24 protein-coding genes and 2 pseudogenes are annotated in these 23520 nt (G+C 62.2%); 15 read left to right on the top strand and 11 right to left on the bottom strand.

What is annotated here, in order from left to right; translation table 11 throughout:
• Positions 1-174 precede the first annotated feature (174 nt).
• The gene (gene nodU / locus CK222_RS26015; RefSeq protein ID WP_095776591.1) at positions 175-1842 is read right to left on the bottom strand and encodes a nodulation protein NodU; all 1668 of its coding nucleotides are present in this window, start codon (positions 1840-1842) and stop codon (positions 175-177) included.
• A gap of 758 nt (positions 1843-2600) precedes the next feature.
• On the opposite strand from nodU, the gene CK222_RS26010 reads away from it, so the two are divergent.
• The 8 genes from CK222_RS26010 to rlxS all read left to right on the top strand — a co-directional run bounded on the left by CK222_RS26010 (position 2601) and on the right by rlxS (position 10645).
• Entirely contained in the window at positions 2601-3563 is a 963-nt protein-coding gene (locus CK222_RS26010; RefSeq protein ID WP_095776590.1) for a zincin-like metallopeptidase domain-containing protein, read from the top strand.
• Positions 3564-3778: 215 nt separating this feature from the next.
• The gene (locus CK222_RS26005; RefSeq protein WP_095776589.1) at positions 3779-4198 is read left to right on the top strand and encodes a DUF2958 domain-containing protein; all 420 of its coding nucleotides are present in this window, start codon (positions 3779-3781) and stop codon (positions 4196-4198) included.
• A gap of 79 nt (positions 4199-4277) precedes the next feature.
• The gene (locus CK222_RS26000; protein ID WP_095776588.1) at positions 4278-6008 is read left to right on the top strand and encodes a ParB/RepB/Spo0J family partition protein; all 1731 of its coding nucleotides are present in this window, start codon (positions 4278-4280) and stop codon (positions 6006-6008) included.
• Between the two features lie 537 nt (positions 6009-6545).
• A complete protein-coding gene (locus tag CK222_RS25995; protein WP_095776587.1) occupies positions 6546-6869 on the top strand; it encodes a DUF736 domain-containing protein in 324 nt (107 codons plus the stop codon).
• Between the two features lie 151 nt (positions 6870-7020).
• Complete coding sequence (locus CK222_RS25990; protein WP_095776586.1) at positions 7021-7281, top strand: helix-turn-helix domain-containing protein; 261 nt, start codon at positions 7021-7023, stop codon at positions 7279-7281.
• A gap of 20 nt (positions 7282-7301) precedes the next feature.
• Positions 7302-7826 (top strand): S26 family signal peptidase, encoded by a 525-nt coding sequence (locus CK222_RS25985; protein ID WP_245420462.1) that lies wholly within the window; start codon positions 7302-7304, stop codon positions 7824-7826.
• Complete coding sequence (locus CK222_RS25980; protein ID WP_095776584.1) at positions 7814-8497, top strand: lytic transglycosylase domain-containing protein; 684 nt, start codon at positions 7814-7816, stop codon at positions 8495-8497. Before CK222_RS25985 ends, CK222_RS25980 begins: the two co-directional genes overlap by 13 nt.
• Positions 8498-8674: 177 nt before the next feature.
• Complete coding sequence (gene rlxS / locus CK222_RS25975; protein WP_095776583.1) at positions 8675-10645, top strand: relaxase/mobilization nuclease RlxS; 1971 nt, start codon at positions 8675-8677, stop codon at positions 10643-10645.
• 62 nt (positions 10646-10707) lie between these two features.
• On the opposite strand, the gene CK222_RS25970 is transcribed toward rlxS, so the two are convergent.
• Genes CK222_RS25970 through CK222_RS25955 form a run of 4 tightly spaced genes read right to left on the bottom strand, consistent with a single transcriptional unit; the run spans position 10708 to position 13661 of the window.
• Positions 10708-12267 carry an E2 ligase fold family C protein gene (locus CK222_RS25970; RefSeq protein ID WP_095776582.1) on the bottom strand — a complete coding sequence of 520 codons (1560 nt, stop codon included), beginning with the start codon at positions 12265-12267 and terminating at the stop codon, positions 10708-10710.
• Between the two features lie 2 nt (positions 12268-12269).
• A complete protein-coding gene (locus tag CK222_RS25965) occupies positions 12270-12758 on the bottom strand; it encodes a Mov34/MPN/PAD-1 family protein (protein WP_095776581.1) in 489 nt (162 codons plus the stop codon).
• Positions 12755-13372: a putative metal-binding protein gene (locus tag CK222_RS25960; protein WP_095802377.1), complete on the bottom strand. Its 618-nt coding sequence runs from the start codon at positions 13370-13372 to the stop codon at positions 12755-12757. Before CK222_RS25960 ends, CK222_RS25965 begins: the two co-directional genes overlap by 4 nt.
• The gene (locus CK222_RS25955) at positions 13365-13661 is read right to left on the bottom strand and encodes a DUF2604 domain-containing protein (protein WP_095776580.1); all 297 of its coding nucleotides are present in this window, start codon (positions 13659-13661) and stop codon (positions 13365-13367) included. The genes CK222_RS25960 and CK222_RS25955 overlap by 8 nt, the downstream gene beginning before the upstream one ends.
• Before the next feature lie 551 nt (positions 13662-14212).
• Between CK222_RS25955 and CK222_RS25950 the strand changes: the two are divergent.
• A pseudogene (locus CK222_RS25950) lies at positions 14213-15180 on the top strand (DUF1403 family protein).
• A gap of 2 nt (positions 15181-15182) precedes the next feature.
• Positions 15183-15881 (top strand): SMC-Scp complex subunit ScpB, encoded by a 699-nt coding sequence (locus CK222_RS25945; RefSeq protein WP_095776579.1) that lies wholly within the window; start codon positions 15183-15185, stop codon positions 15879-15881.
• Between the two features lie 239 nt (positions 15882-16120).
• Here CK222_RS25945 and CK222_RS25940 read toward each other — a convergent pair whose 3' ends face one another.
• Complete coding sequence (locus CK222_RS25940) at positions 16121-16417, bottom strand: hypothetical protein (RefSeq protein WP_095776578.1); 297 nt, start codon at positions 16415-16417, stop codon at positions 16121-16123.
• Positions 16416-16802: pseudogene (locus CK222_RS25935) on the bottom strand (damage-inducible protein); the annotation flags it as partial. The pseudogene CK222_RS25935 and the gene CK222_RS25940, both read right to left, overlap by 2 nt.
• 242 nt (positions 16803-17044) lie before the next feature.
• Between CK222_RS25935 and CK222_RS25930 the strand changes: the two are divergent.
• Positions 17045-18319 (top strand): DUF4238 domain-containing protein, encoded by a 1275-nt coding sequence (locus tag CK222_RS25930; protein WP_095776577.1) that lies wholly within the window; start codon positions 17045-17047, stop codon positions 18317-18319.
• A gap of 2 nt (positions 18320-18321) precedes the next feature.
• Here CK222_RS25930 and CK222_RS25925 read toward each other — a convergent pair whose 3' ends face one another.
• Positions 18322-19197 (bottom strand): hypothetical protein, encoded by an 876-nt coding sequence (locus CK222_RS25925; RefSeq protein WP_141245928.1) that lies wholly within the window; start codon positions 19195-19197, stop codon positions 18322-18324.
• A gap of 42 nt (positions 19198-19239) precedes the next feature.
• The gene (locus CK222_RS25920) at positions 19240-19968 is read right to left on the bottom strand and encodes a DUF2971 domain-containing protein (protein ID WP_095776575.1); all 729 of its coding nucleotides are present in this window, start codon (positions 19966-19968) and stop codon (positions 19240-19242) included.
• Between the two features lie 151 nt (positions 19969-20119).
• Here CK222_RS25920 and CK222_RS25915 point away from each other — a divergent pair, with 151 nt between their 5' ends.
• The 3 genes from CK222_RS25915 to CK222_RS31910 all read left to right on the top strand — a co-directional run bounded on the left by CK222_RS25915 (position 20120) and on the right by CK222_RS31910 (position 21642).
• Positions 20120-20371: a helix-turn-helix transcriptional regulator gene (locus CK222_RS25915; RefSeq protein WP_170954332.1), complete on the top strand. Its 252-nt coding sequence runs from the start codon at positions 20120-20122 to the stop codon at positions 20369-20371.
• Positions 20372-20464: 93 nt separating this feature from the next.
• A complete protein-coding gene (locus tag CK222_RS25905) occupies positions 20465-21430 on the top strand; it encodes a HipA domain-containing protein (RefSeq protein WP_245420464.1) in 966 nt (321 codons plus the stop codon).
• Between the two features lie 74 nt (positions 21431-21504).
• Entirely contained in the window at positions 21505-21642 is a 138-nt protein-coding gene (locus CK222_RS31910; protein WP_141245929.1) for a type II toxin-antitoxin system HipA family toxin, read from the top strand.
• Between the two features lies 1 nt (position 21643).
• Here CK222_RS31910 and CK222_RS33055 read toward each other — a convergent pair whose 3' ends face one another.
• Complete coding sequence (locus CK222_RS33055; RefSeq protein ID WP_245420466.1) at positions 21644-21886, bottom strand: hypothetical protein; 243 nt, start codon at positions 21884-21886, stop codon at positions 21644-21646.
• A 15-nt stretch (positions 21887-21901) separates the two neighbouring features.
• On the opposite strand from CK222_RS33055, the gene CK222_RS33050 reads away from it, so the two are divergent.
• Positions 21902-22228: a hypothetical protein gene (locus CK222_RS33050; RefSeq protein ID WP_245420468.1), complete on the top strand. Its 327-nt coding sequence runs from the start codon at positions 21902-21904 to the stop codon at positions 22226-22228.
• A 110-nt stretch (positions 22229-22338) separates the two neighbouring features.
• Here CK222_RS33050 and CK222_RS25895 read toward each other — a convergent pair whose 3' ends face one another.
• Positions 22339-23520 carry a hypothetical protein gene (locus CK222_RS25895; protein WP_095802356.1) on the bottom strand — a complete coding sequence of 394 codons (1182 nt, stop codon included), beginning with the start codon at positions 23518-23520 and terminating at the stop codon, positions 22339-22341.

Genomic DNA, 23520 nt, shown 5'->3' with positions numbered 1-23520 from the left:
GGTTGTCGAATCCTGACGAGAAATACCGTGAGGAGAGCCTTCATGCCCTATCCTTCGACCGGCCACGGGCTTGTGACGCCGGCTACGCTGCCCGATGATGCCGCATGCACGCGCCAAACCAGGCGCGATTGACCCTGCACACACAGCCAGCCTTATTGAAGACCGGAGCGGCGACTAGCCCGTCTTGGTCAACAGCAACCCATCGCACCAAACGTGGTCCACGCATCCCCACTCACACGCTGCCGAGGCATCGGGAAAGAAGCCCCGTCCGTTTAGGTTGGCACTCGTGTTGCAGAGCAGCGGAATGCCGGTGAGTTGTTCGTATTCGACCAGGAGCTCTGCAATTGGGTGATCAGATTTTCTAGAAACTGTCTGTAGTCGTGCAGTCCCGTCGAGATGAATGACTGCCGGGATTTTCTCTTTCCACTCCGAACGTGTTCGGTGATCGAACAGCATGTAGGGATCAGGCGTGCCAGGTTCAAATATATCAACTGCGCGATCCTCCAAGCATATTGGCGCTACCGGCCGGAAGTGCTCTCGACGTTTTACTTTGTTGAGGTGGTCCTTCATTTGGGGCGAAGTCGCGGCGGCCAGGATGCTTCTGCCTCCCAAGGCTCGTGGACCAAGCTCTGCACGGCCAGTGAGGAAAACGACAGGCTTGCCGTCGGCGAGCACGCTGGCCAGTTCTGCCACGCTGCATGGAGCAGCCTGCCATCCCGGCGACACGGGGCCATCCTTCATGTTTGGTCCGCTGTAGACCGACCAATCGAGGTGAACGAAGCCTTTGTCGGCAGCCAGCGCGCAGCAAGCGGCACCGAGCGCCGACCCGCTGTCGTTTGGGAACGGAGGCACCCAAACTGTATCGAACAAACCACTCGCCCGAAGTGCGCTGTTCCATTTGATATTCAGCCCGCATCCCCCGGCGATGCACAGGTTTCGCGTTCCGGCAACCGAGAGCCCACGCAGCGCGATTGCCATTTCGCGAACCAGAAGACGCTCGAGAAAGGCATGAAACGAAGCAAGTATGTCCTCAGGTGTCTCGGCGACCAGCCGTGCCTCGGCTGCATCGAAGAAATCATGCACGGCCGTGAGTAACGCGTCCTCGGAGCGGCTGTTGTTTCTATATTCAATAGCAAGCTTCGTGTCACCGGCGAAATGTTGGTCGTAAAGTTCCCCAAATACTGTCACGATCTTTTCGCTGACAGATCCGAGCGCGATATAGGCCATCAGCTTGCCGGCGATATCCAGATTCCAGCCGGTCCTCGTTTCCTGCCTGTAAGGACCGAAGTGTTGGCCCGCGGCGGCATAGGCATGACCCATCATCGGAAACAGGCATTCGATAAACCGCACTCCGCTTGGTTCCACGTAGTAAAGCCGCGGGAAGATGAAGCCGTCCCATACCAGGCAAAGGGCAGGTTCTTTGGCTTTGGCGAATGAACTGGTACAGTATGCGGAAGCTACGTGGCCAAGGACATGCGGATAGCTTTCATAACAAAATACCCCGCCGCCCAGCACGAGGCCTGAGCCATGACAAGCTGTCAGGGGACTTTTAGGATCCCGCTCCACATATGGTGCCCCGTTGAGAGTGACTGGTGTGCCCTCACTAACAACCTCGAATTGCGACTCGATCTCACCGTCCCAGCCATCGATGACGAACCGGTCTACATCGCGCGGATCCAGGCCATGCTCCGCTAAGGCGGCAACAATCGTTTCAAGACGATCAATGGATTGATATCGAGGATTATTGTCGAGTTTTTCCTGCTCGATGCAGAAGGCCAATCGGCCGTCCTCGACGACAGCGATTGCCCCGTCGTGCGTTAGCTTAATACCGCAAATTCGCATAATAGATCCATGTCAAAGTTAGCTGTGGAACAACTTAGGCAACCGACGAACGTGAGCTGGAAAGCATCGGGCATACGCTTTCAAGCAATGCGCTATGCAGTATGAGAACCCATCGGTAAACTTGATTGTTTGGATATAGTGCATCCATGGCGTGGATATCGCGGCACATGCCCACAGGCGCCCGGTGGCCAAGCTTAGTGAGCACGCGAGCTCAATAGCGCGCCCCATTCAAAGCCTCCATGCCGACCAGACACGCCGGCAAATTGGCGAAGAAGCGGGCGACCGCATCGCGGCGCAGCCTCTTTCGCAAAGAGAGTCCTATGGTAATTGACGCCATAGGCTTAGTAAGCCGCCAAGGGCGCAGCGGTCGCCTTGACGCCATCGGCACTGCTCAGCGCCCGCGCGCCTGAGGCGCGCGCCGGGTGCTCGTGAACCGAGCCCACTTTCTTCGGCAAGCTCAGGCGGTCTCGGCCCTGCGGCTTCGCCCCCTGGCGCGGCCCAGCCTGTCGGCTGCTGACGGTCGCCGGCCTTTGGGCCGGCGTGGTTTCTTGTACTGGCCTTCCCCGGTGGCGCGCGGTGGGCGGCACTCCCTTCTAGGCCCGCCGCGGCGTCCCGCAACCCTTCGCTTCGCTTCGGGTCCGCCTCTTCGTTCCGGTCCTTCGGATGCGGTCCGCCTTGGACGTCGGGCCTTTCCGGTCGCTTTCGCCGCCCACCCCGCTTCCGGGGAGGGCGCGGGATTAGGAGCGGAGGACCAGACGATGGGTGCAAAATACAAGCGTTCCGGTAGCCAAGAGGCTGGCGCGGGCAGGGGCGGGCGCACGAGCGCCAGCCTTTATCAGGAAATCACTGATCGCATCATCGCCGAGCTGGAGCGCGGCACGGTGCCATGGGTCAAGCCATGGGGCAGCGCCAAGGCCGGCCTCGGCCTGCCCAGCAACGCGGCCACCGGTCGCGCCTATTCCGGCATCAACATCCTGATCCTTTGGGGCGCTGTCTTCGAGCGCGGGTATGCCAGCCAGAACTGGCTGACCTTCCGGCAGGCTCAAGCGCTCGGCGGCAATGTCAGGAAGGGCGAACACGGCACGACCATCGTCCACGCTGACCGCTTTGTTCCCAAGGACGAAAAGGAACGCGCCAAGACGGATGGCGACGAACCGCACGCCGTGCCCTTTTTGAAGCGCTTCACCGTCTTCAATGTCACGCAATGCGACAACCTGCCGGATCATCTTTATGCCGCCGCCGAACCGCTGCCCCAGCGTCAGATCGTTCCGCAGGCCGAGGCGCTGATTCACGGCTGCGGCGCTGACTTCCGCATCGGCGGCGATCGCGCTTTTTACATGCCGGGCAGCGACTTCATTCAAGTGCCGCCGCAGCCTGCTTTCTTTCACCAGATCGACTATTACCGCACGTGCTTCCACGAGCTTGGCCACTGGACCGGCCATCCAACCCGGCTTGCGCGCGACCTTTCCGGCTCCTTCGGCTCGAAGGTCTATGCGCGCGAGGAACTGGTCGCAGAAATCTGCGCAGCCTTCGTCTGCAGCAGTCTCGGTATCGAGCCGACCGTGCGCCATGCCGATTACATCGGCTCATGGCTCGCCGTGCTGCGCGAAGACAACCGCGCCATTTTCCGCGCCGCTAGCCAAGCCTCGAAAGCCGCCGATTTGCTGCTCTGCTCTATCCCCAGCACTGAAGACTCGGACCGTGAGGAGATCGCGGCGTGAGCGCGCACGATCCTCATACGCTGCCGCCCGACACGACGCCGGAAGGCGAGCAGACGCTCATTCCCGGTGTCCGGCCAGTCACCACGCGCGACCGGCTTTTCGCTTCTCATTCACGCGCCGATGCGACCGCGCAAGGCACGAAAGCCGCTCGATATAGGCCTTTTCGACGAAGGCGCGCGCAATGAACTCGACCTGTTTTGACAAGGAATTCAGCAATGATCCTGATCACCGACGACCTTTGCGCCCGTCTCCTCGCCAATGGCGCTTCCGACACCGAAACCGACCATGTTCCGGTCGTAAAACTGTTCGATCCGACCGGGGCAGCAACCTGGCTCTTGAGCGAACTCGCCGCCGACGGCGACACGCTGTTCGGCCTTTGCGATCTCGGCGTCGGCTTTCCCGAACTCGGCAGCGTCAGCCTTGCCGAACTGCAAAGCGTCAAGGGCCGGCTTGGCCTCGGCATCGAGCGCGACCGTTATTTCAAGGCCGAGTTTCCGCTCTCCGTCTACGCCGAAGCCGCGCGGCTGTGTTGCCGCATTACCCAGGACGAGCGTCTGCTGCGGCAGGCAGCAGACGCGCTTGCAAGCCCCCATTCCGAGCTTCCGCCTGACATGGCGGAACAGACGCGCCGCTAGGGCGCGAAAACCGTCCCGCCGCGCCGGCCTTGCGGCCTTTGCGGCGGGAGAACCTCAACCAAACCGAAGGAGACAGATCATGCAGCTTGCTCATATTCCGCTTGATAGGCTCAACATTTCCGCCCTCAACATGCGCCACGGCAAACGCGCGCCGGACATCTCCGATATCCTGCCGTCCGTTCGCGCGCGCGGCGTTCTCGTGCCGCTTCTTGTGCGGCCCAACGGGACGCCGGAAAGCTTCGAAATCGTCGCCGGCCGGCGACGCTATTTCGCCGCCAAGTCGCTCGCAGACGAGCGCGGCGAGAGCCACGCCTTGCCCTGCGCCATCATGGAGGACGGCGACGACGCCGATGCGCTCGAAGCCTCGCTCATCGAAAACATCGCTCGCCTCGACCCCGACGAGGTCTCGCAATGGGAAACCTTCTCGCGGCTGATCAAAGAAGGCCGCTCCATTGCCGACATCGCCGCCACCTTCGGCATCACCGAGCTTCAGGTGAAGCGCATCCTGGCACTCGGCGAGCTTCTCCCCAAGATCCGCGAAGCATACCGCGGCGAGGAGATCGACGCCGAGACGGCGCGCTATCTCACCATGGCTTCGAAAGCGCAGCAGAAGGACTGGCTGGCGCTTTATGCCGACCCCGAGCAATACGCGCCGCGCGGCTACCAGCTGAAACAATGGCTGTTCGGCGGCCAGTCGATTTCCATCAAGGTGGCGCTGTTCGCCATCGAGGACTATCCGGGCATGGTCGTCTCCGATCTGTTCGGCGAGGACAGCTATTTTGCCGATGCCGACGTGTTTTGGCTGAAGCAGAACGAGGCGATCGCCGCCAGACGCGACGCCTATATCGAGGCTGGATGGAGCGAAGTGACGGTGCTCGAACCGGGGCAGTATTTTCATTCCTGGGACCACGAGAAAACGCCAAAGAAGAAGGGCGGCAAGGTCGTCATCACCGTCTCGCATCGCGGCGAGGTCGAGTGTCACGAGGGCTGGCTTTCGCGCAAGGAAGCGCGGCGCGCCCGCGCCGATGACGAGGGCGGAGAGCCGGACGAACAGGTCCTCAAGCCGTCGCGGCCTGAACTCACCGGCCCGATGCAGAACTATGTCGATCTGCATCGTCACGGTGCCGTGCGCACCGCCTTGCTCGATCATCCCGCCATCGCAATGCGCCTCATGGTGGCGCATGCGATTTCCGGTTCAAGCCTGTGGCAGGTGCGCCGCGAGCCGCAGCGCGCGGCGAACGAGACGGTCGCCGCCAGCCTCGCCACCTGCAAGACCGAAGCCGCCTTCGCCGAAAAGCGGTGTGAGGTTTTGGCGCTGATTGGGCAAGCGAACGATGATGGCCCGCTCACCGGCGGCCACGTCGACGCCCTTGCTTTCGCCAGCGTCTTTGCCCGCTTGCTGGCGCTCTCCGATGACGATGTCTTGCGCGTTCTCAGCCTTGTCATGGCCGAGACGCTCGAGGCCGGCAGCGCCGTCATTGAGGCGCTTGGGCATAATCTGAACGTCGACATGGCTGCTTTCTGGCAAGCGGACGAGGCGTTCTTCGAGCTACTGCGCGACAAGGAAGTCGCCAATGCCATGCTCGCCGACATCGGCGGCAAGCCTGTCGCCGACGGCAATGTCTTGGAGAAGGTCAAGACGCAAAAGAAGATCATCCGCGACTTCCTTGCCGGCGAGGACGGCCGAGAGAAGGTGGAAAGCTGGCTGCCGCGCTGGATGAAATTCCCCGCCGAAAGCTACACAGCGCGCGGCGGCTTCCGCACCGCCGATCAGTGGGCCAAGGTCCGGCACCTGTTCGTGTCGGAGTGACCGGCCAAGCCCCAAGCGGCGGCATTTCGAAAGCCGCCGCTTGGGGCACCTCTCGGGCAGAACCGGTTGCACTTTCGCGATTTTTGAAGCGCGCACTGCATGTGGTGGTCCGACGCAAATCGATGCCCTCGCCAGCCCTGTGCCAGGCCAGAATGCTCGCCGAGGCGCCACTCGGGTAGGTACGTCGTCGCTGGCTGCGGTGTCTGAACCCGTGCCAAGCCCGGTACCCGCCATGTTGCTTGGGGATCGTGTCAGCCGATCGCGCGATCTGTCCCCCAAGCGTCTTTCAGGACCATTTCCCTGCGGTTGGCTTGTCGACCTATGGGCGGTTCCGACCCGCCCGAAACCCTCGGCCAGCAGCTTTTTTCCCCGCCGCCTATGGCGGCTTCCTCGCGCCCGCTTCGCTCCAAAAAAGCCGCCCGCTCGGGTCCTGCGCTGTCGCTGCGGCCCTGTCGGGTTCAGGCGGGCCGGACGCGCCCATCACGGTCCGCCATCGCAGGGGAATGGTCCCCGGCGACAGCAAAACAGGAGACTAACATGACCGCGATCGGATACGTCACCAAGCAGGAAAACGGCGGCTACAAGGGCCAGCTCAAGACGCTCAGCGTCCGTGCCGACATCGACATCGTGCCCAACCAGGGCAAGACCGCCGACAATCATCCAGACTTCCGGGTGCTGACGCAAGGCGTCGAAGTCGGCGCCGGCTGGATCCGCATGGGCGAAGCTTCCGGCAAGGACTATGTGAGCCTGTCGATTGCCGCCCCGGAGTTCGGTCCACGCAAGCTCTACGCCAATCTCGGCCGCGCCGCCGGCCAGGACGATGACGACACCTACGCCATCATCTGGAACCCCGTCGACTAAACGGCGGAGCTCCGAGCCCCGCGCCGCGACCGGCGCGGGGCTCATCTGACAAGAGCGGCGAAAACTCGCCCCCGACTCTTCGCCCGTCCCCGCAGCGACCTCGCTCGCCCATCCTCTCCGTCGCTTCTCCTTAAGCGATACGAGGACAATCATGGACGACGAAAACGAACGCGCCGCCCGCGCCAAGAAGGGCAGCCCCTTTCTCAATACCGCGCAGGCAGCCTTCTATATCGGCCTCTCCCAGCGCACGCTCGAAAAGATGCGGCTCAAGGGCAGCGGCCCGAAATTCCGCAAGCACGGCCGCTATGTCCGCTATCACATCGACGAGCTCGACGAATGGTCGAAAGGCCATCCGCACTGCGGCGCTCCCGAAGCCGGTTCCACGCCGGCCGACGATGGGGGCCGCTCATGACCCGGCGTCCTTTTCTGCGCATGATCGGCTCCGGCCTGCGCCGCATTCGCGCCCGCAAGACGATCGCCATTGCCACGATTGGCCTCAGCCTTTTAGGCTTCACCACGTTCGCAAAACCCACGCCCTGGCTGGTCTGGAACGCCTCGGCTAGCGTGCCGATCGGCCTCTATCGAATCGCTGCGGGCACGCCGGCGCTGGGCGATCTGGTGCTCGTCCGCCCGCCTGATTACGTGGCGTATCTGGCGGCCCAACGCGGCTATCTGCCTGTCAATGTGAAACTCGTCAAACGCCTTGCCGCACTGCCCGGCGAGCATGTCTGCGCCTTCCATGACGCCATCATCATCGGCGGCGACATCGTCGCGCGCCGGCTCAAGATCGACGCCCAAGGCCGGCCCTTGCCATGGTGGAACGGCTGCCGGGCACTCACGAAGTCCGAGGTGTTCCTGCTCGGCAGCGAGACCAATCGCTCCTTCGACAGCCGCTATTTCGGGCCGGTGCCGGCCCAAAAAATCCTCGGGAGGCTCGTGCCGCTATGGACCGAGTGACCCTCCTGATGTTAGGCATGATCGCCACCGCGCCATGCGCCTGTTCCGCCTCGACCGGCGCCGAGCCGGTCGCCATCTCCCAAAGTCCGCAGCTTCGAAACTGGCAGCAGTTCGTAGCCGAAGCGAGCCGGCGATTTCGTGTTCCGCAGGCCTGGATCTACGCCGTCATGGATGCCGAAAGCGGCGGCAACACCATGCGCGACGGCCGCCCCATCACCTCTCGCGCCGGCGCCATTGGCCTCATGCAGGTGATGCCCGCCACCTATGCGGAGATGCGCGTGGCCCATGGTCTCGGCCCAAATCCGCACGATCCGCGCGACAATATTCTCGCCGGCACCGCCTATCTCCGAGCCATGTATGACCGCTTCGGATTCCCCGGCCTGTTCGCCGCCTACAACGCAGGCCCCGAGCGCTACAAAGGGCATTTGAAGCACGGCAAGCCATTGCCGAAAGAGACCGTCGATTACCTCGATCAGCTCAGGGCGGCGGGGATTTCGGCCACCGACATGAAACAATTCAAGGGCGAATCTGTCGCTCCGGAGAGGCGAAAGGCACCCTCGGGGCGCTCGCTGTTCTTCCTCCACGACGGTGTTCGCGCCGGCACGCGAAACGGCGATCTGCTCGTGCCGCTTCGCAAGGATGACATGCGGCCGAAGGAGCCGGATGGCTAGGAGTTTGGAGGCTGTGCGCGCGCGACAAGGGCAGTGCGCGTAAGGCAAGATAAAGGTACCGCCTCCGGGAGGCGGTCAAGTCTTTGTCTGCACATCGTTTTTCGAGGAGGCAGCTGGCGGGGCCAGGAGGCTGCGGCGCCTAAACCGTTGATCTAGCTTTGGATTCCGGAGGCCGACATGCAGGACGATGAATTCAGGCCGAAGCTCGGCAAGATCGGGTCGCGCGGATCGAAAGCAGGCAAACGCTTCGCCAGCCAGATCCGGACAGCGATCAACAGGGCCGGCGGCCGGCTGCAACGCGATGGTCGCTTCACCGGAAGCCGGGCAGGGCGGGGAGGGGCGGCCGCAGCACTCCTCAAATCCCGCGACCGGTATGCCGCCTTCCGCCAGCGGCGGGTCGTCGTCAAGGCCCGCTTCGTCAAGCTCGCCGGCAAGGGCGCGGACGGGGCGCGTGCGCATCTGCGCTATCTTCAGCGCGACGGCGTCACCCGCGAAGGCGAACCTGGCGACCTCTATGGCGCCGATAGCGACCGCATCGATGGTAAGGCGTTTGTCGATCGCACTGATGGCGACCGCCATCAGTTCCGCTTCATCGTCGCAGCCGAAGATGGCATCGAGTATGAGGACCTCAAGCCGCTGACTCGGCGCCTCATGGCTCAGATGGAAGAGGACCTCGGCACCAAGCTCGACTGGGTCGCCGTCGACCATTTCAACACCGGTCATCCGCACAGCCACATCATCGTGCGTGGCAAGGACGACCGCGGGGAGAACCTCGTCATCGCCCGTGAGTATATTTCGAGCGGCATCCGCGAGCGCGCTGCCGAGCTGGTCAGCCTCGATCTCGGTCCACTCACCGATCGCGAGATCGAGCAGCGCCTGCGCCAGGAAATGGAGCAGGAACGCTTCACCAGTATCGACCGGCAACTGCTGCGCACGCGTCACGATGACGGTCTTGTTTCGACAAACGGCCGCGACACCTTTCGCCAGACGCTGCATCAGGGCAGGCTTCGCAAGCTGGAGCGCATGGGTCTGGCCGAGGACGTCGGCGCTGGCTCCTGGCGACTCGACGGCGAGCTGGAAGCCACCCTGCGGCGTATCGGTGATCGCGGCGACATCATCAAGACCATGCATCGCGAGCTGGCCGGCAAGGGGCTCGCGCGCAGTGCCGCCGACTGCGTGATCCACGATCGATCCGGTGAGCCGGCCCAGCCCGTCGTCGGCCGCGTCGTCGCTCGCGGGCTCGCCGACGAAATCAATGACCGGCAATATCTTCTCGTCGACGGAGTTGACGGTAAAAGCCATTGGATCGACATCGGCAACGGTGAGGCCACCGAACCGATGCCAGAAGGCTGCATCGTGCTTGCCACCCCGAGGAGCACCGAGCCGAGGCAGGTCGACCGTACTGTCGCCGAGATCGCCGCAGCCCATGGCGGCCGTTACGACGCTGATATCCACCTGAAGCATGAGCCATCCGCCACCCAGAGCTTTGCGCAAACGCATGTCCGGCGGCTGGAGGCAATCCGCCGCGCGACCGGCGGCATCGAGCGAGAGCCGAACGGCACCTGGCTGGTCGCGCCGGACCATCTCGATCGTGTCGTGGAATACGAGCGCCAGCGGGCCAGGGTCGAGCCTGTCGTTGTCGACAGGCTGTCATCAATGCCGCTGGAGCACCAAGTCAGCTTTGAAGGTGCCACCTGGCTCGACCGGGAACTGGTTGCCGACGGACCAGAGCGGTTGCGCAACTCAGGCTTCGGGCATGAGGTCCGGGAGGCGCAAGCCAGCAGGCGGCACTGGCTGATCGCGCAAGGCCTCGCGCGCGTAGAGCAGGATCGGATCGTCTACCGCGCCAACATGCTTTCGATCCTGCGGCAGCGTGAGTTGCACCGTGTTGCCGGCCAACTGTCGGAGGAACTTCGTCTGCCCTATGCTGAAGCGCGATCCGGAGAACGAGTACAGGGTACGCTCCGCCGTTCCGTCGAGCTTGCCAGCGGCAAATATGGCGTGATCGAGAAGTCGCGCGAGTTCACACTGGTGCCATGGCGACCGGTGCTAGAGCGACACATCGGCAAGGAGGTTTCCGGGATCATGCGCGGGGACGGGATTTCCTGGGCGATCGGCCGGCAAAGGAGTGGGCCAAGCGTGTCATAGTGGCGCCGACATCTCACGCGCACAAGCCGCCGCTCTGGGGCAAGGGAGACGTCCGCGTCTGCTTAGGAGCCGGAGACATAGCTTAGCTGCTCAACGTTCTTGCTATATTTGCGCCTGTACGCGGCGATGAAATCGCCGTCGCTACAGATGCAGCGGCCGCTGGAATATTTGGCCTTCGGATCATGCAAATGAGAGCCAAGGGGGCGCAGAAGATTCACCCGAGTGCTCGTCGTAGCGCTCATGGGAAAACCCGCACTATGTTTGACCAGCTCCGCGGCAAGCATAATCCCGGCAAGCGCTGACTGAAAGGCCATCGGAACCACGGTTCGAACGAGGCGATTTCCATCGCTAAGCTCGAACACCAGACCGCCGCAGATCGCTTGCTGATAAAAGGAGCGCAAGGGCTGGCCAACAAACGGGGCTAGCGGTTCAAACGGCACAGCCATCGCAGTAGCCACCCGAACTACAAAGTCGTTGGGAACTCCGGCATTGGTCTGCAGCAGCGTTTTTACCTGCTCGTGTGCTTCCGGTATTCCGAGTTCCTCGGCAATCAGCTGGTGCTCGTCCTTGGATTTCCCCGACGGCATGTACATGCAACAAAGGCAAGCCTGGCCGTCATCGAAACCGTGCCGCGAGATTCCGAGATCGTGCTCCTGGGTCCAGGCATTCGCGATCCATCGGGGCAGAGCACCTTGGACAGCGAGACGGTCGGCGGCGGTGTCAAGCGCCACACCCACTTGGTCGAAGACCCAATTGCCCCTGCGCGCAACATATTCTGCCCACTTCACCGGGTGCGCCTCGACATCGAGGGCGGTCGATCGAAGGACGGTGGTTGCAAGGACCGCCTTGGACATGCCTATCTCCGCCTGGCCGGCTAATGCGTAGCGCTGCAGGTTTGAGAGTTCGATCGCTTCGGGATCGATTACATGCAGGCGACCCGAGAGGCCGGGGTGTCTCGCTAGCGTCCAAAGCGTGCCGTGGCCTATCGCGCCGAGCCCAACGAGGTGCGTTTCGCCAAGGTCGACAGGGAAATCGATCGGGCCTGCCTCGCCGGCTTTGGTCTTGTCGTAGCTGTATAACGAGAGGTCAATTGTTTCGTCCAACTCGGCGCCGGTCAGTTGGGCGGCGAAAATGGTTCGAAAGACATTGGCGGCGCCGAAGCAACCGGCGGCGCCAGCTCCATAGGGCAGCAAACTTGAGCCAGAGCCCACCGGGTCCGTAAGCGACAGCTTGGCCGACCAACCGTCCGATCCCATGAAAAAGGTTGGGCACCGGAGTGATGGGCGCGTTACCCCTGCAACTACGCAGACGGTGGCAGATTTGCCGGAACGCCGGATGCCGACTTTTGGATTGATCGACTTTGCCAAGCGCTCCAGCGCTTGGGTTTGACAGCTTGCCGCGCTGTCCAGCGGGAGTATCGCCAGAACTGGGTAGAGCCTGGCGAGCAATCTCACCGCAAGATCCAGCGTCGCCGCGCCTTCGGCGCAGGAAGCCGCCTGATTGTCGAACGCGACTGCCACGACCTGCTTTTCAAGAGCGGCTTTAAAGTCGCCCAGATGAAAGTCGGCCAGCACCTGAGATGCCGCCGTGGCAGCGCGGTCGATGAAGTTTGCAAGGGCCATCGTCAGCTCGTTATCGTGATCATTCGCATCAGGGCCGTGGACGCGACCTCATTCCAGTTCGCCTTCGCGTCAAGTCGGTAGGCAGCGACGCGAGCAAGATCGAAAGGCTCCCGGGCGAAATTCGGCACTACCAGCGACAGACACCCAACCGTGCTAGCAACCGCATAAGCGTCGTCGGTCGTCGAATGGTAGGCGCGGCCCGGATGGCTGTGAATCTGGGCCAACAGTTTCAGGCCGCTTTTGTAGAGCCAGACATTGAGCCGGTGCAGTTCTTCGGCCGGAACTATCACGCAAACGCCATCGCTTGTCCGAATGTGACGCTGCGCCGGGATAACCGTCTCTGTTACGGCAAACTGCCGGTGTTGCTGAACGCCGACCCAGAGCGCCATCCCCTCATTGCCCTCGCGACCAACTGAGCGCAGATGCGCATGCGTGGTCGAGATGCAGCCGCGCGGGAGAGTCACGGTCGCTACATCTTTCAATTCAGTCATTCCGGTATCGCCTGAGGCGACACCGCCATTCCCACGACGGTCGGTTGGAGATGAATCTGCAACTGCTCTACAGGATTGATTCCGTATTTGATGATCTTGTCCAGAATGAAGGCCAAACAGCCTTCGCCAGAACCCCGATGAAGTAGCCATGGGTCACCTGAATGGGCTGGGTTATCGTGGTATTCGCGGATACCCGCCATGCACAGGAATGGGGGGTCTTCGGGGCCGTTGGCCTGGATGAAGTCCGTCAAGGCCACAGCATTCTGCTGGATCAGGGCTGGGATCATCCCCGGAGGAGTTCCCGGCAACGCAGGACGTCTCAGCATTCTAAGCATCAAATCCTTCCGGGCAACTGGCTGACGGGTAAACGGGTCTACGAAGACCACCGAAGGAGGTCGAAGGTCGAAGTTGGAGAAGTCGATCTCGACAGCTGCACCGATCATCTGTGGCTTTATCTTCGGCGGTGCAAATATGAAGAAGGCGCTCGGGAAGCTCGCCTCGATCAGGAAGCAGCCTTGAGCACGATAGGCATCTGCATATGGCCGGAACCGGCCCATCTCACGATCAAACTTCGCTCGGGAGACCTCCGGGTCCACAGCTTGGAGTTCAGGCACCTGCAACACCCGCCTTCAGGCTTAGGAACAGGGTCACAGGATTCGCGAAACCGAGATCGCCAACTTTTTTGTCGACGTCAAGCAAGTTGCCGGCCTCATCCTTGAATTCCCAATTCTCGGGCGGTTGGGCGACGTTCTGCGTGTTTTCAAGGGCTTTGGTACGAACGACGTGCAGCGGCTGGTTGGGATTGGCTTCGACCTGCGTGGGCTGGCCGTTCACGACCACCGTGATCTCGATCTTGCCTGGCCCGCCGCCGTGATTATCGGTCTTACCTGAATCCTTCGACATTGTCCTACTCCTGTGGCTTGCCAATCCCGCCCCCTCGTGCCCACCTGCTGGTGAGACCGTTGGTCTTCAATCGTCCACGCGGCGCCACGACCGCGAGTACGCGAAAGACAGGGGATAAGCTACCGAATCGGTGCTACCTCTTTTATCCGCGACTTGAGCAGCAAGTAAACGGGCTGAAATTGCTCTTCACAACTATAATCGATTAAAGCAATGCCAAAATATTGGAGCCCCCCGATTCATGTGCGCTTTCACTCGCCTGCTCCAGTTGCAGCGTGCAACGTTGGCCCACCCCGTGCAAGTACGCCGCCCGGTATGATTTCATGTTCGATTGGGCGGGCGCTGTGATGATTTGGCTGGGGCGGCTTCCGGCCGCTGTCATCTACGGACGTCCGGATGCGCCCGGAGAACGATGCTAACCTATTGCGAGTGGAAGAAGTAGAGTTAAACGACTGGTAAGGCAACATTATCATTCGTTTTGTCGCGCCGACAGGCTGTGCGTTTTGGTGCGAATTTCATGGCGCAAAGCGCACGAGCACTTTACCCTCGAACACATGATTGGCCTCGATCCCCTCGCTGCCAATCCCTTGCCCGCCAGCCCCATCGCGACGCCGACAGTCCCGGCCTGGGCGCTCGCTGGCGGCAGCGGCCCGAGCGACGCCGACGCCGCCTTCCTGGCCGGCGCCGCCTTGGCTTCGCTCGACCCGCTTGCCCGGGCGCGGCCCGCCTGGGCCGGCGCCTGGCGGCAGAGGCTGGCGCTAAAATGCGCGGCCGCCAGCATGCGGCTCGCCGGCCGCGCCGAGGACGAAGCCGCCTTGCGCGACGCCTGGCATCTGCGTCCCGCCGGCGCCGATCCCGGTCCGGCCGGCGCCGTCCTTGGGGCTTGGCGGCAGTTGGCCGTGCAGCCGGCCCTCGCCAGCGCCGGTCGGCTCGAAAAGATCGTCGACCTGCTTGGCCTCCATTGGGAAGGCGCGGCGCTCGCCGATCTTGGCACGGAGATCGAAAAACTGGCGGGCTCGCAGCGGCCGGCGCCATTCACCGCCGCGGCGATCGCGCCCCACGTTGTCGCCATGCGCCCCGACGCCGAGCTGCTTGCCTGGTGGCTGGCCGACCTGGTGCTGGCGCAAAGCCTGCGCTGGCCGGAGCCGCCGCCGCTGCTGATGGCCCAGGCTTTTGCTCCAGCCTTCCGCACAGGGGCCGGTGGCGGGCGCGCCCGACCCGGCGAAAAGAGTTTTGAGCGCGCGGTCTACGTCGCGCTGGTTCAAGCGGCGGCGGATGCCTGCCGGCTGGCCGGCGAGGTTTCGCGGCGCGCGGAAAAACTCTTGTCGGTGGCGCCAAAATGCGCGCCAAGGGCGCCGGCGACGTGATTTTTTTGCTTCTGAATGAAGATGCTGTCGCCGGATCGCTGACAACGAAAAACATGTCGCGTTTTGCGGCGCGACGCCTGTTCGAGCGCTTGCAACAACTGGACGCCGTGCGCGAGCTCTCCGGCCGTCCCAGCTTCCGGCTGTTTGGGCTGTAGCGATGAGCGAAGCGTCCGCCCGCCGCAAGCCGAATGATCAGCCGACGCTGCTCGACACCGAGTTGGAGCATCTGCCGCCAGAGCTGCGCTGGCGTGAATGGATGGGCCGCGTCGAAGCCGTGGTCTTTGCGGCCAGCGAACCGGTGACGCGTAGTGTCCTCGCGCGGGTGGTGGGAAGAAACTGCAACATCGAGCTGATCATCGACGACATTCGCGCCGAGCTCGCCGGCCGCCCCTACGAGCTGGTCGCGGTCGCCGGCGGCTGGCAGCACCGGACCAGGAAGGCCTTTGGAGACACCATCCACGCCGCATTCGGCCAGCAAGGCGGCAGGGGCGAAAAAGAGCTGTCGCAATCCGAGGCGCTCGTGCTGATGTGTATTGCGTACTTCCAGCCGATCACCCGCGCGGAACTGTCTTCCTTCTTCGGCAAGGAGGTGTCGCGCGACCTGATCGGCGTGCTGCGCGCGCAGGAGCTGATCGCCTCGGGGCCGCGCAGCCCGCAACCGGGCGCGCCCTACACCTATGTGACGACGAAGAATTTTCTGTCGCGGTTCGGGCTCGACACGCTGCGCCAGCTGCCGGATTTCGAGGCACTGGAAGACGCTGGACTGCTGTCAAAAGAAAAGCTGCTCACAGGTAACGTCATGCCAGGATTTGCCGACGACAGCGATCTCGAAGCTGTCGCCGTCACGGACGAATAGCACACCCGCGCTAGGACAGATGATCGAGTTGCACGAATACGCGCGCGGGACGCTTCAATCGTGCGAGCTGTAGTCTCCGACGCGATGCCACAAAGGTGTCGACCTCGGACCGGCGACGTATGGCGCGATCATGGTTCTCTGGAAGTAACCAGCAAGGGGATGTGTCGAAATCTATGCTGACGTTCGACAACTGTGTGTCGGCGATCGGTAAAGTGGTTTCCTTGAAGCCGCAGGAACGTTCATAAATCTCCCGACGCCGACGCGTGGTTAGTGAGCCGGGCAAGGTTCGCATTTAATCGGTCCATTCCCTCGCAAACGCTTGCGGCGATTCGCTTTTGCCACTCAATTGACTCTCGATCAGCATTGAATAGCCGATGAATATCGGCGCGGACGCAGGATTTTCCGAAGGAGCCGAATACAGTCTCATGCAGGATGCCGACGAACTCTCGATTGCGTTCGTCATTGCTCATGCTGCCGAGCGCGGCGTCCAGGCCGGCAAGCAGTTCTTCGACATCAGCAGCGGTTGCCTCGAACATGGCGAAGCCCTTCCTCGAAGCAGGCGAGCACCGAGGCCTCGTCGCCGGCCTCGACATAAACGACGCGGCCGGGCAGCAGCCCGGCCTGGGCCAGCGCCGGCGCGAAGAGATCCTGCCGGGTGACGCACCAGAGCACCTTGCCCCTGGTGCGCGCGGCGATGCCGGCGGCAAAGAGCGCTGCGGCCGCCCCATCGATCGCCCCGTTGAGGCCGCCCGCCACCTAATGCAGCGCCCCGAGCGCCAGCCCGCCTCCCGGCAGGACCTTGTCGATGGAGGCCCCGCCGAACGGCAGTGTTGTACGATTGCGCGCCGACCCACCTTCGAGGCGTGCGATTCGCTCGCGAGCGCAGCGATGGCAGGGCTGGCGGCCGCCTGACCAATGGATAATCACTCTCAAACAGTCCCCAATGGATTTTCGGGTTGATATGTTCCCTATGTGTTCTATTCGATGGGAATGAGTCAATCGGATTCGCGGCGCGGCCCCAAACTTGATCGCGGCTGCCCGTTCCAGATGCGGCGTGACATTGCCGGTCATCGGCGGCAAAACGGAGTTTAGCGCTATTGAGGGCTTCCGAAGGCCTCTGAACGATCAATTGCGCTGAAGACCGCGCATCACGGCAGAGAACGATGAGTCGACCATCCAAAAAGCATCACTTCGTTCCGCAGGCCCAGCTTCGGCACTTTGCCGCCGATCCAGAACGGCGCTCCATCTATGTTTTCGCCAAGCGGTCCGACCGGTCGTTTCTGACCTCGATTGCCAATGCCGGTTCCGAGAACGACTTCAATACGGTGAGCCTGGGCGATACCAAATGGAACTTCGAGGACCTGTTCCAGGAGGTCGACGCGCGTTCGGCCCGCCTCGTCGCCGAAATGGTATCGCGACGCTCGCTGGCATGGATGACGGCGGATGATCGTATTGCCCTGGCTGATTTCTTCGCGACCCAGATGCTGCGGACGCATTTCAGCCGCACGGGACCAAAGCATTTGGCAGGCCAATTGCGGGAGATGACGCGCCAGGTCGGCTATGACCCGGATGCCGATCCGCACATGGCCATGCCCTCTGACGCGGCAGTGAGGCTTGGTGCCGTCAAGGCGTTCCTTGAACGAGAAGGTCACACCGTGGCGCTGCTTGGTCTTCATCCCGCCCTCTACGCGAGCGACGGAGAGCATCGCTTCATCATCTCGGACCATCCGGTCAGCCGCATCAACGCCTTCCCTTATGGAGATGTCGGGCTCAAGTCGCCGGGCGTTATGGTGATGCTGCCGGTTTCGCCTGGCCTGACGCTTGCCCTGCATTGCCCGACGATTGTCCAGCGTTACGAACTGGCTGCGAGCGCGGATCTCGAGCCCGAGCGCAGGGCAAGAATGATCCGCTATCGGGATGGCCTGCGGTCCGGTGAGCCGATCGCCATCGATGGCGACATGGTGCGCTACCTCAATGGCCTCCAGGTCTCGCAAAGCGCCGGCTATCTTTATGCCGACACCGATGCGTTCGACTTCGCACGCGAGATCCTAGGGAAGGATGAGGACCTGCGCAGCGTCGAGACCCATGTCGAGCTCGGCCAGATGGGGAACGCGCCTCCACCGCGATCGGGCATGCCCGCGGGGACGCACCTCGTCATCTTTGGTTCCCTCGATCACTGCACACTGGCGATTGAAGAGATCGACGAGAGCGGCGAAGGCCTGACGGCAAGAACCGGGCAGGTCGATCTGCTGGCCCAGGTCGCTGGCGACACCGGGATGTTGCGGGTCGAACTCTATGTTGATCGGCAGGTGAGGCGTGGGATGAGCCAAGTGATGGTGGAGCGCTTTGGCGAACGGTCATCCGGCTGGTTTCGGGTCGTCCATCGCGATCCGAGCCTGAGATCGCTCAGCGCTCAGCTTGATGCCAGGCGCGGCTGAGATTACCGGGCGCGGACAGAGCGCTTCAATATCCGGTCGAGATCGGCGTAGCTGAAGGCCGGCGCGCGGCCGACCAGGAAGGATGGCGCGAACACATCGATCACCTTCTGGCCTGGTTTGAGAGCTTCGCGTATCTCGCGCCGAGCCCGTTTCAGTTGCGCGCTGGAAGGGTTTGCGATGCCGTCACGTTGCAGAACGGCCGTGACCATGCGCTCCAGCCGATCCTGCCGCAGGCGCCCGATGCAGTAGGTTCGGATGTATCGCAACAGCGATTGCAGGAACAAACCCTGGCAATGGAACGACTGCATGCCCCCGCCGAGAGTTGCGGCGAATGCGGCCGTCACATTCGAGGTGCGGTTCATCTCCCGATAGAAGGCCAGGGTTTGCGCCTCGAGGAAGCCGACGCTGATTTCCTCAGCCGGCGCGCAGAAGAGATAGGCCGGCACGGGTCGCTTCAGGCTCACCTGCTTGTAGAGATGCAGGCCGAAGCACAGTGCGAAGATGGAGGTGAGATTGTTGGCTGTTGCAACGTTGAGGGCCCGCAGATCCTCGATGATCTCGCTCCAGCCAATACGATCGCCGCTCGGCGCAAGCAGGAGGCCGTCGGCAACCGTTCCGTGAGCATCGACGTGGAGCACGGGCCTCAACCCCTGCTCGGCCTCCGTCGTCAGCTGCCTGAACAGATCCTTCAGTTCGGCGCGGTCTCGGACGGCACACGCGATGACGGGGAAACCGCCGGCAATGGCGAGGCCCTCAAGGTCTTCGAGGATGCGCCGGCTTGGCCCCATCTCCTGTTCCGGCAGCGAGTGGATCCACACGATCGCGTTGGTCTGCAACGTTTCCGAGATCGTTAGAGCGGTGTCTGAATAGAATATCATTCTGGTGGGTCTCGCCTCGCCCCGACTCCCGTTCGCTGGGTTTCAGACATAGCGGGGTTTGCCCAGAAGGGTGGAAAGCTCAAGGCGATCGCTGAGCCCCGCGGCTGCCACATGTTGAGCGACGGTGGCGCGCTCGGTTTCGGTGATGGTCGAGCCGAGCACGATGCGGTCGATCAGGGTGGGAAGATCGACGTCGACAAGGATGCCGTGTTCGGGAACCCGGACGCCAAATTCCTCGGCCATGCGAACGGAGATTGCGAGCCGATACTCCCGCTCCCATTCAAAGGCCCTGTGCTTAAAAAAGAACCGGTCGAGCATAGCGACGCCGCGCATCCGAATCTGGGTCAGGTCGACATATTGGACCGGACCACTCCACAGATCTTCGACGCCATATTCCGGTTTGAGACGGAAGGGCTTGAAGGCGGCGCGCATGCGATCGGGCGTCGTGCAGATGGCGATACCCTTATGCTCTCCGGCGTAGAGCTTCCACATCGCATCGCTCTCGTAGGCGGCGCGGTGCCAGCAGCTTATCTTGGTCAACCGCTTCAGTTGGAAGAAGGCGTGCTCCACGCTTTCCATTTCGGCATAGCGCGGATCAGGCGGCGGCACGTTCAACTGGACGGCGACGGCGCCTTCGAACGGATCGATGAACTGGTTGGCCGATGCGAAATAGAGCCGGCTCTCGGCGAGCGTTGAAAGGAAGCGCTCGAGACGGAAGTACTTCCAGAGCGTCTCGTTGCCCTCGACAGCAATGTCGCCAACCTTGCGCATGATTACCCCACAGCGACGTTCATAGCCCGGTTGGTGCGGAGAGATACCACCGAACGGTTATTTTTCCGCTCGTTGCCTTGAAATTTCACCAGTCGGTGATATTTGTTCGATACTAACCGCTTTATCACTGAGCGGTCATAGGATGTCAAACATGCACATTCGGAGCGTCGACGACGTTCGCCGTTTTCTGCGGGAGGAGCGCAAGCGTCGCGGCCTGACCCAAGGCCAGCTCGCTGACCTTACGGCGACCTCGCAGAAATGGGTCAGCGATTTCGAGCGTGGCCGCGTCGATCCGCCAATGTCGATCGTGCTCAAGGTGCTGGTGTTGCTGGGCGTGACGATCGCGTTCTCGCCGGCGACAATCTCGGCGAGTGACCCGGCAGACGCAGGATCCGAATTCTGATGCCCGCATCCATCCGCCTTTACGGTCTTCCTGTTGGCGTCCTCGACGTTGCCAGGGATGGCGATTTGTCCTTTCGCTACGAGCCGGGCTGGCTTGAGCGCACGCAATTGCCGCGCCATCCGCTTTCTCTGGCGCTACCTCTCTCGCCAGATCCCTACAACCATGATCGCGCCGGTCCGTTTTTCGATGGGCTGCTGCCGGACTCTCAGCAACGCGCGAGGCTCTGGCTATCTGCAGGTCGATGCCACCGACGACTACGCGCTGCTCTACCAGCTCGGCCGCGATTGCCCGGGCGCGGTCACCGTTATGCCGCTCGACGATGAGGTGATCGCCGACGAGAATGTCGAGACGAAGTGGGACGTGCTGGACGATGATCGGCTTGCCGAATACATCGAGGCCCTGCCGCGGCGGCCGCTGTTCATCGACGCCGACGGGGAGCTGCGGCTGTCCCTTGCCGGCGTCCATCACAAGGCGGGGGTCGGCGTCGTCGATCGCAGGATCGCGCTGCCGAGAGGGCGCACGCCGAGCACTCACATCCTAAAGGTCGACATTGACGGTTTGCCGGATTCGATCCGCGTCGAGCATTTTTGCCTGCGCGTAGCCGCGGCTGTCGGCATTCCGGTGCCGTTCTCGACCATCCGAGTGGTCAAGGACACGCCCTATATGGTGATCCGGCGATACGACCGTGTCGGCGTGAATGGGCAAGAGGTTTTCCGTCGCTTGCATCAGGAGGATTTCTGCCAGGCGCTCGGGCGGTTTCCACGGCAGAAGTACGAAAAGGATGGCGGGCCGGGCTGGCAGGAATGCTTCGAGCTGATGAAGAAGGTCACCGATGTCGTCACGGCCCGCACGCAACTTCTTGATCGCGCGATCTTCCAGTTCCTGGTTGGCAACCCGGACGCCCACGCCAAGAACTACTCACTGCTCTATCGGCTCGATCGCATCGAGCTCAGTCAGCTCTATGATGTCAACAACGCCGCCGCCTTCCGGTCCTTCTACAAGGAGCAGCGTCCGCGGCTGGCGAGTTCGTCGGGGGCAATCGTGATCCGCTCACGCTGACGCCGGAAAACTGGGAAGCCTTCGCCAAGGATACCGACTTCCGTCCCCGCTTCGTGCTTCGGCAATTGCTCGATATGGCCGAGCGCATGATCCCGGCAGCCGAGAAGGTGCTCGCGGAAATGAAAGGGACCGAGGCCGACAGCAAGCTGCTCGCGCTGGCAGTCGAGGACATCGTGCAGCGCTGCACCGCAGTGCGCGCCTGGAGCGCATAGTTCAAGGATTCCCAGCCGCGTCGCGGCTCGGCGTGGATTTCATAATGTCCGTCAGGAGCTGGTCGATGCTGCCAGCCGATGCAGCAAGCCTGCCGTCGACAACATGTGGAAGGTCGTTCTCTTCTTCATAGCAATAGCTGGCTGCGAATTCCTCAACGGCTTCCCCCGCCAGGGGGACGCCTCGATCCCTCAGGCGCTCATAGGCAGCGACGACAAAGTTGAACAGAGCGCGGTTGATGTTCACGACCGGACCATACCAATGGAACATCTGATGGCAGGCCTGCCGAGCCTCCTCATGATATCGCTTTGTCGTCTGTATCGCCGCGACGACGTTCCCGCGTGGGACGAGGCACATCGTCATCAGATCCGTCGTTATCGGGTAGCCGCCGATCGGAATGAGTCTGACGACGTGCCGCAGTTCCTGTTGATGGTGGAAGTAGTTGCGGAGGCACTTGAGGGCAGCAAATTCCTGGACGTCAAGAAATCGACGGCCGCTCCGACCTTCAGTCAATCATTGAGACTGTGTGCCGCCTCAAGGAGCGAGAACAGTGTGTCGCGGCTCGGCGAAACGCAATGCGTCCGGTAGAGCCGAAAGAACCTCTCGGACGCTGCGCCAACATTGGCCAGATCGACATCTTCTGTCACAGCGAACCTCCAATCCAATATGCGCGTGTCGAAGCCGTCATCTATGGCGTTCTAGCCCGAAGCCTGCGACGAACCGCGCTGCAATAGCTCGTTCAGGAAGGCATCCTGGTTTTCTGGAGGCGACGGTGAGGTTGCTGCGCCGATCAAGGCACACACGCATCGACGCGCAAGCCGTCGAGCGTCCAGTCGCACTTGGCTTGGTATGTCCTGCATCGCCTGGCCATGGAGGAAGTCGCTCCTCTCCTTGAAAAGCGCGAGGTATCGCTCGCCGGCGGAGGCGTCGTCCAGCAGCGCCGCCAAGCGCCATGCGACCCGGGCGGTCGCGCCCTGACGCCGTTGTCCGCTGATTTTCGGGCGCTTCCTGGAGTCATGATCGATTGGTTGTCCTAGCGCTGCCTCGATCACGGTGACATGCGCGAGAAATTCGTCGATCCCATCGCTCGCGAACGCCCGGATCACGAAGTGCTCGATCGGGCGATGAAAGAGCGGGGAACGTCGAGCTTCCGAGAGTTCAGTCCAGGCTGTATCATCCAGATAGGCTGTTTGGGGGATCGCAGCGTCGGTCAGGGGCAACCGCGCAGGTCGTTCAAGCTCCACCATGGCACCGTCCTCATCTTCGTAGAAGTCCGGTTCCCACGACAATGTGTCGGCATCGGGCGGCGTCGCTCGGCGCGCAAACAGGTCGTCCGACAGCGTATGGACCCATGGCACGCGAAAGGGACGCCAATCCAAGTCGGAATAGCTGGTGACTTCCTCCCAGGAGGCCGTCAGTAGCGCGAAGAGCGCGGCTTCGACCGGAGCGGGAAAGTGCCTTTTGTGCGGTCCGATCCGCCCGAAATCCTGTCGCAGATCGGCGAACAGTCCGGGGAGGACGCGGCCGCCAGATTTTCCGGGGAGGACCACGATCTCTTCGACGACAAGCCAGGCAAACCGGCTGAAGCGCTGGCTGTCGAAACGCCAGCCGGGCCGTTTTCGCGACAACCCATCGGTGTCGAGGAGATCGTCCAGCTCTTCTGCCGTGAAGTTTCGAATGGCATTGGGTCCAAAACGCAATTCGGGGACCTCGTCGCCGAGATCAAGCGGACAGAGATGGACCAGGCGCGCTTCGGTTTGCCTGAAGGCTTGGTCAAGGCGGGCCGCTGCGATAGCCGGGGAGACAGCAAAGCGAGCTGGTGCGCCATCGCTCCAGCGATAGCCGAGGCCGTGGAGGGCGTGGCTGAGGGCGAAGTTCAC

It is taken from the genome of Mesorhizobium sp. WSM3866 (assembly GCF_002294795.1).
Lineage (GTDB): Bacteria > Pseudomonadota > Alphaproteobacteria > Rhizobiales > Rhizobiaceae > Mesorhizobium.
This window is presented reverse-complemented; position numbering and strand designations above follow the sequence as displayed.

Excerpts from the sequence above, each read along its gene's own strand:
- CK222_RS25990 (WP_095776586.1), top strand. The coding sequence starts at position 7,021 with ATGGACGACGAAAACGAACGCGCCGCCCGCGCCAAGAAGGGCAGCCCC.
- CK222_RS26005 (WP_095776589.1), top strand. The coding sequence starts at position 3,779 with ATGATCCTGATCACCGACGACCTTTGCGCCCGTCTCCTCGCCAATGGC.
- CK222_RS25940 (WP_095776578.1), bottom strand. The coding sequence starts at position 16,417 with ATGTTCGAGGCAACCGCTGCTGATGTCGAAGAACTGCTTGCCGGCCTG.
- CK222_RS26000 (WP_095776588.1), top strand. The coding sequence starts at position 4,278 with ATGCAGCTTGCTCATATTCCGCTTGATAGGCTCAACATTTCCGCCCTC.
- CK222_RS25970 (WP_095776582.1), bottom strand. The coding sequence starts at position 12,267 with ATGGCCCTTGCAAACTTCATCGACCGCGCTGCCACGGCGGCATCTCAG.
- CK222_RS25925 (WP_141245928.1), bottom strand. The coding sequence starts at position 19,197 with ATGATATTCTATTCAGACACCGCTCTAACGATCTCGGAAACGTTGCAG.
- CK222_RS33050 (WP_245420468.1), top strand. The coding sequence starts at position 21,902 with ATGGAACATCTGATGGCAGGCCTGCCGAGCCTCCTCATGATATCGCTT.
- CK222_RS25965 (WP_095776581.1), bottom strand. The coding sequence starts at position 12,758 with ATGACTGAATTGAAAGATGTAGCGACCGTGACTCTCCCGCGCGGCTGC.
- CK222_RS25930 (WP_095776577.1), top strand. The coding sequence starts at position 17,045 with ATGAGTCGACCATCCAAAAAGCATCACTTCGTTCCGCAGGCCCAGCTT.
- CK222_RS25995 (WP_095776587.1), top strand. The coding sequence starts at position 6,546 with ATGACCGCGATCGGATACGTCACCAAGCAGGAAAACGGCGGCTACAAG.
- CK222_RS25980 (WP_095776584.1), top strand. The coding sequence starts at position 7,814 with ATGGACCGAGTGACCCTCCTGATGTTAGGCATGATCGCCACCGCGCCA.
- rlxS (WP_095776583.1), top strand. The coding sequence starts at position 8,675 with ATGCAGGACGATGAATTCAGGCCGAAGCTCGGCAAGATCGGGTCGCGC.
- CK222_RS25985 (WP_245420462.1), top strand. The coding sequence starts at position 7,302 with ATGATCGGCTCCGGCCTGCGCCGCATTCGCGCCCGCAAGACGATCGCC.
- CK222_RS25955 (WP_095776580.1), bottom strand. The coding sequence starts at position 13,661 with ATGTCGAAGGATTCAGGTAAGACCGATAATCACGGCGGCGGGCCAGGC.
- CK222_RS26010 (WP_095776590.1), top strand. The coding sequence starts at position 2,601 with ATGGGTGCAAAATACAAGCGTTCCGGTAGCCAAGAGGCTGGCGCGGGC.
- CK222_RS25915 (WP_170954332.1), top strand. The coding sequence starts at position 20,120 with ATGCACATTCGGAGCGTCGACGACGTTCGCCGTTTTCTGCGGGAGGAG.
- CK222_RS25945 (WP_095776579.1), top strand. The coding sequence starts at position 15,183 with ATGAGCGAAGCGTCCGCCCGCCGCAAGCCGAATGATCAGCCGACGCTG.
- CK222_RS25920 (WP_095776575.1), bottom strand. The coding sequence starts at position 19,968 with ATGCGCAAGGTTGGCGACATTGCTGTCGAGGGCAACGAGACGCTCTGG.
- nodU (WP_095776591.1), bottom strand. The coding sequence starts at position 1,842 with ATGCGAATTTGCGGTATTAAGCTAACGCACGACGGGGCAATCGCTGTC.
- CK222_RS31910 (WP_141245929.1), top strand. The coding sequence starts at position 21,505 with ATGGCCGAGCGCATGATCCCGGCAGCCGAGAAGGTGCTCGCGGAAATG.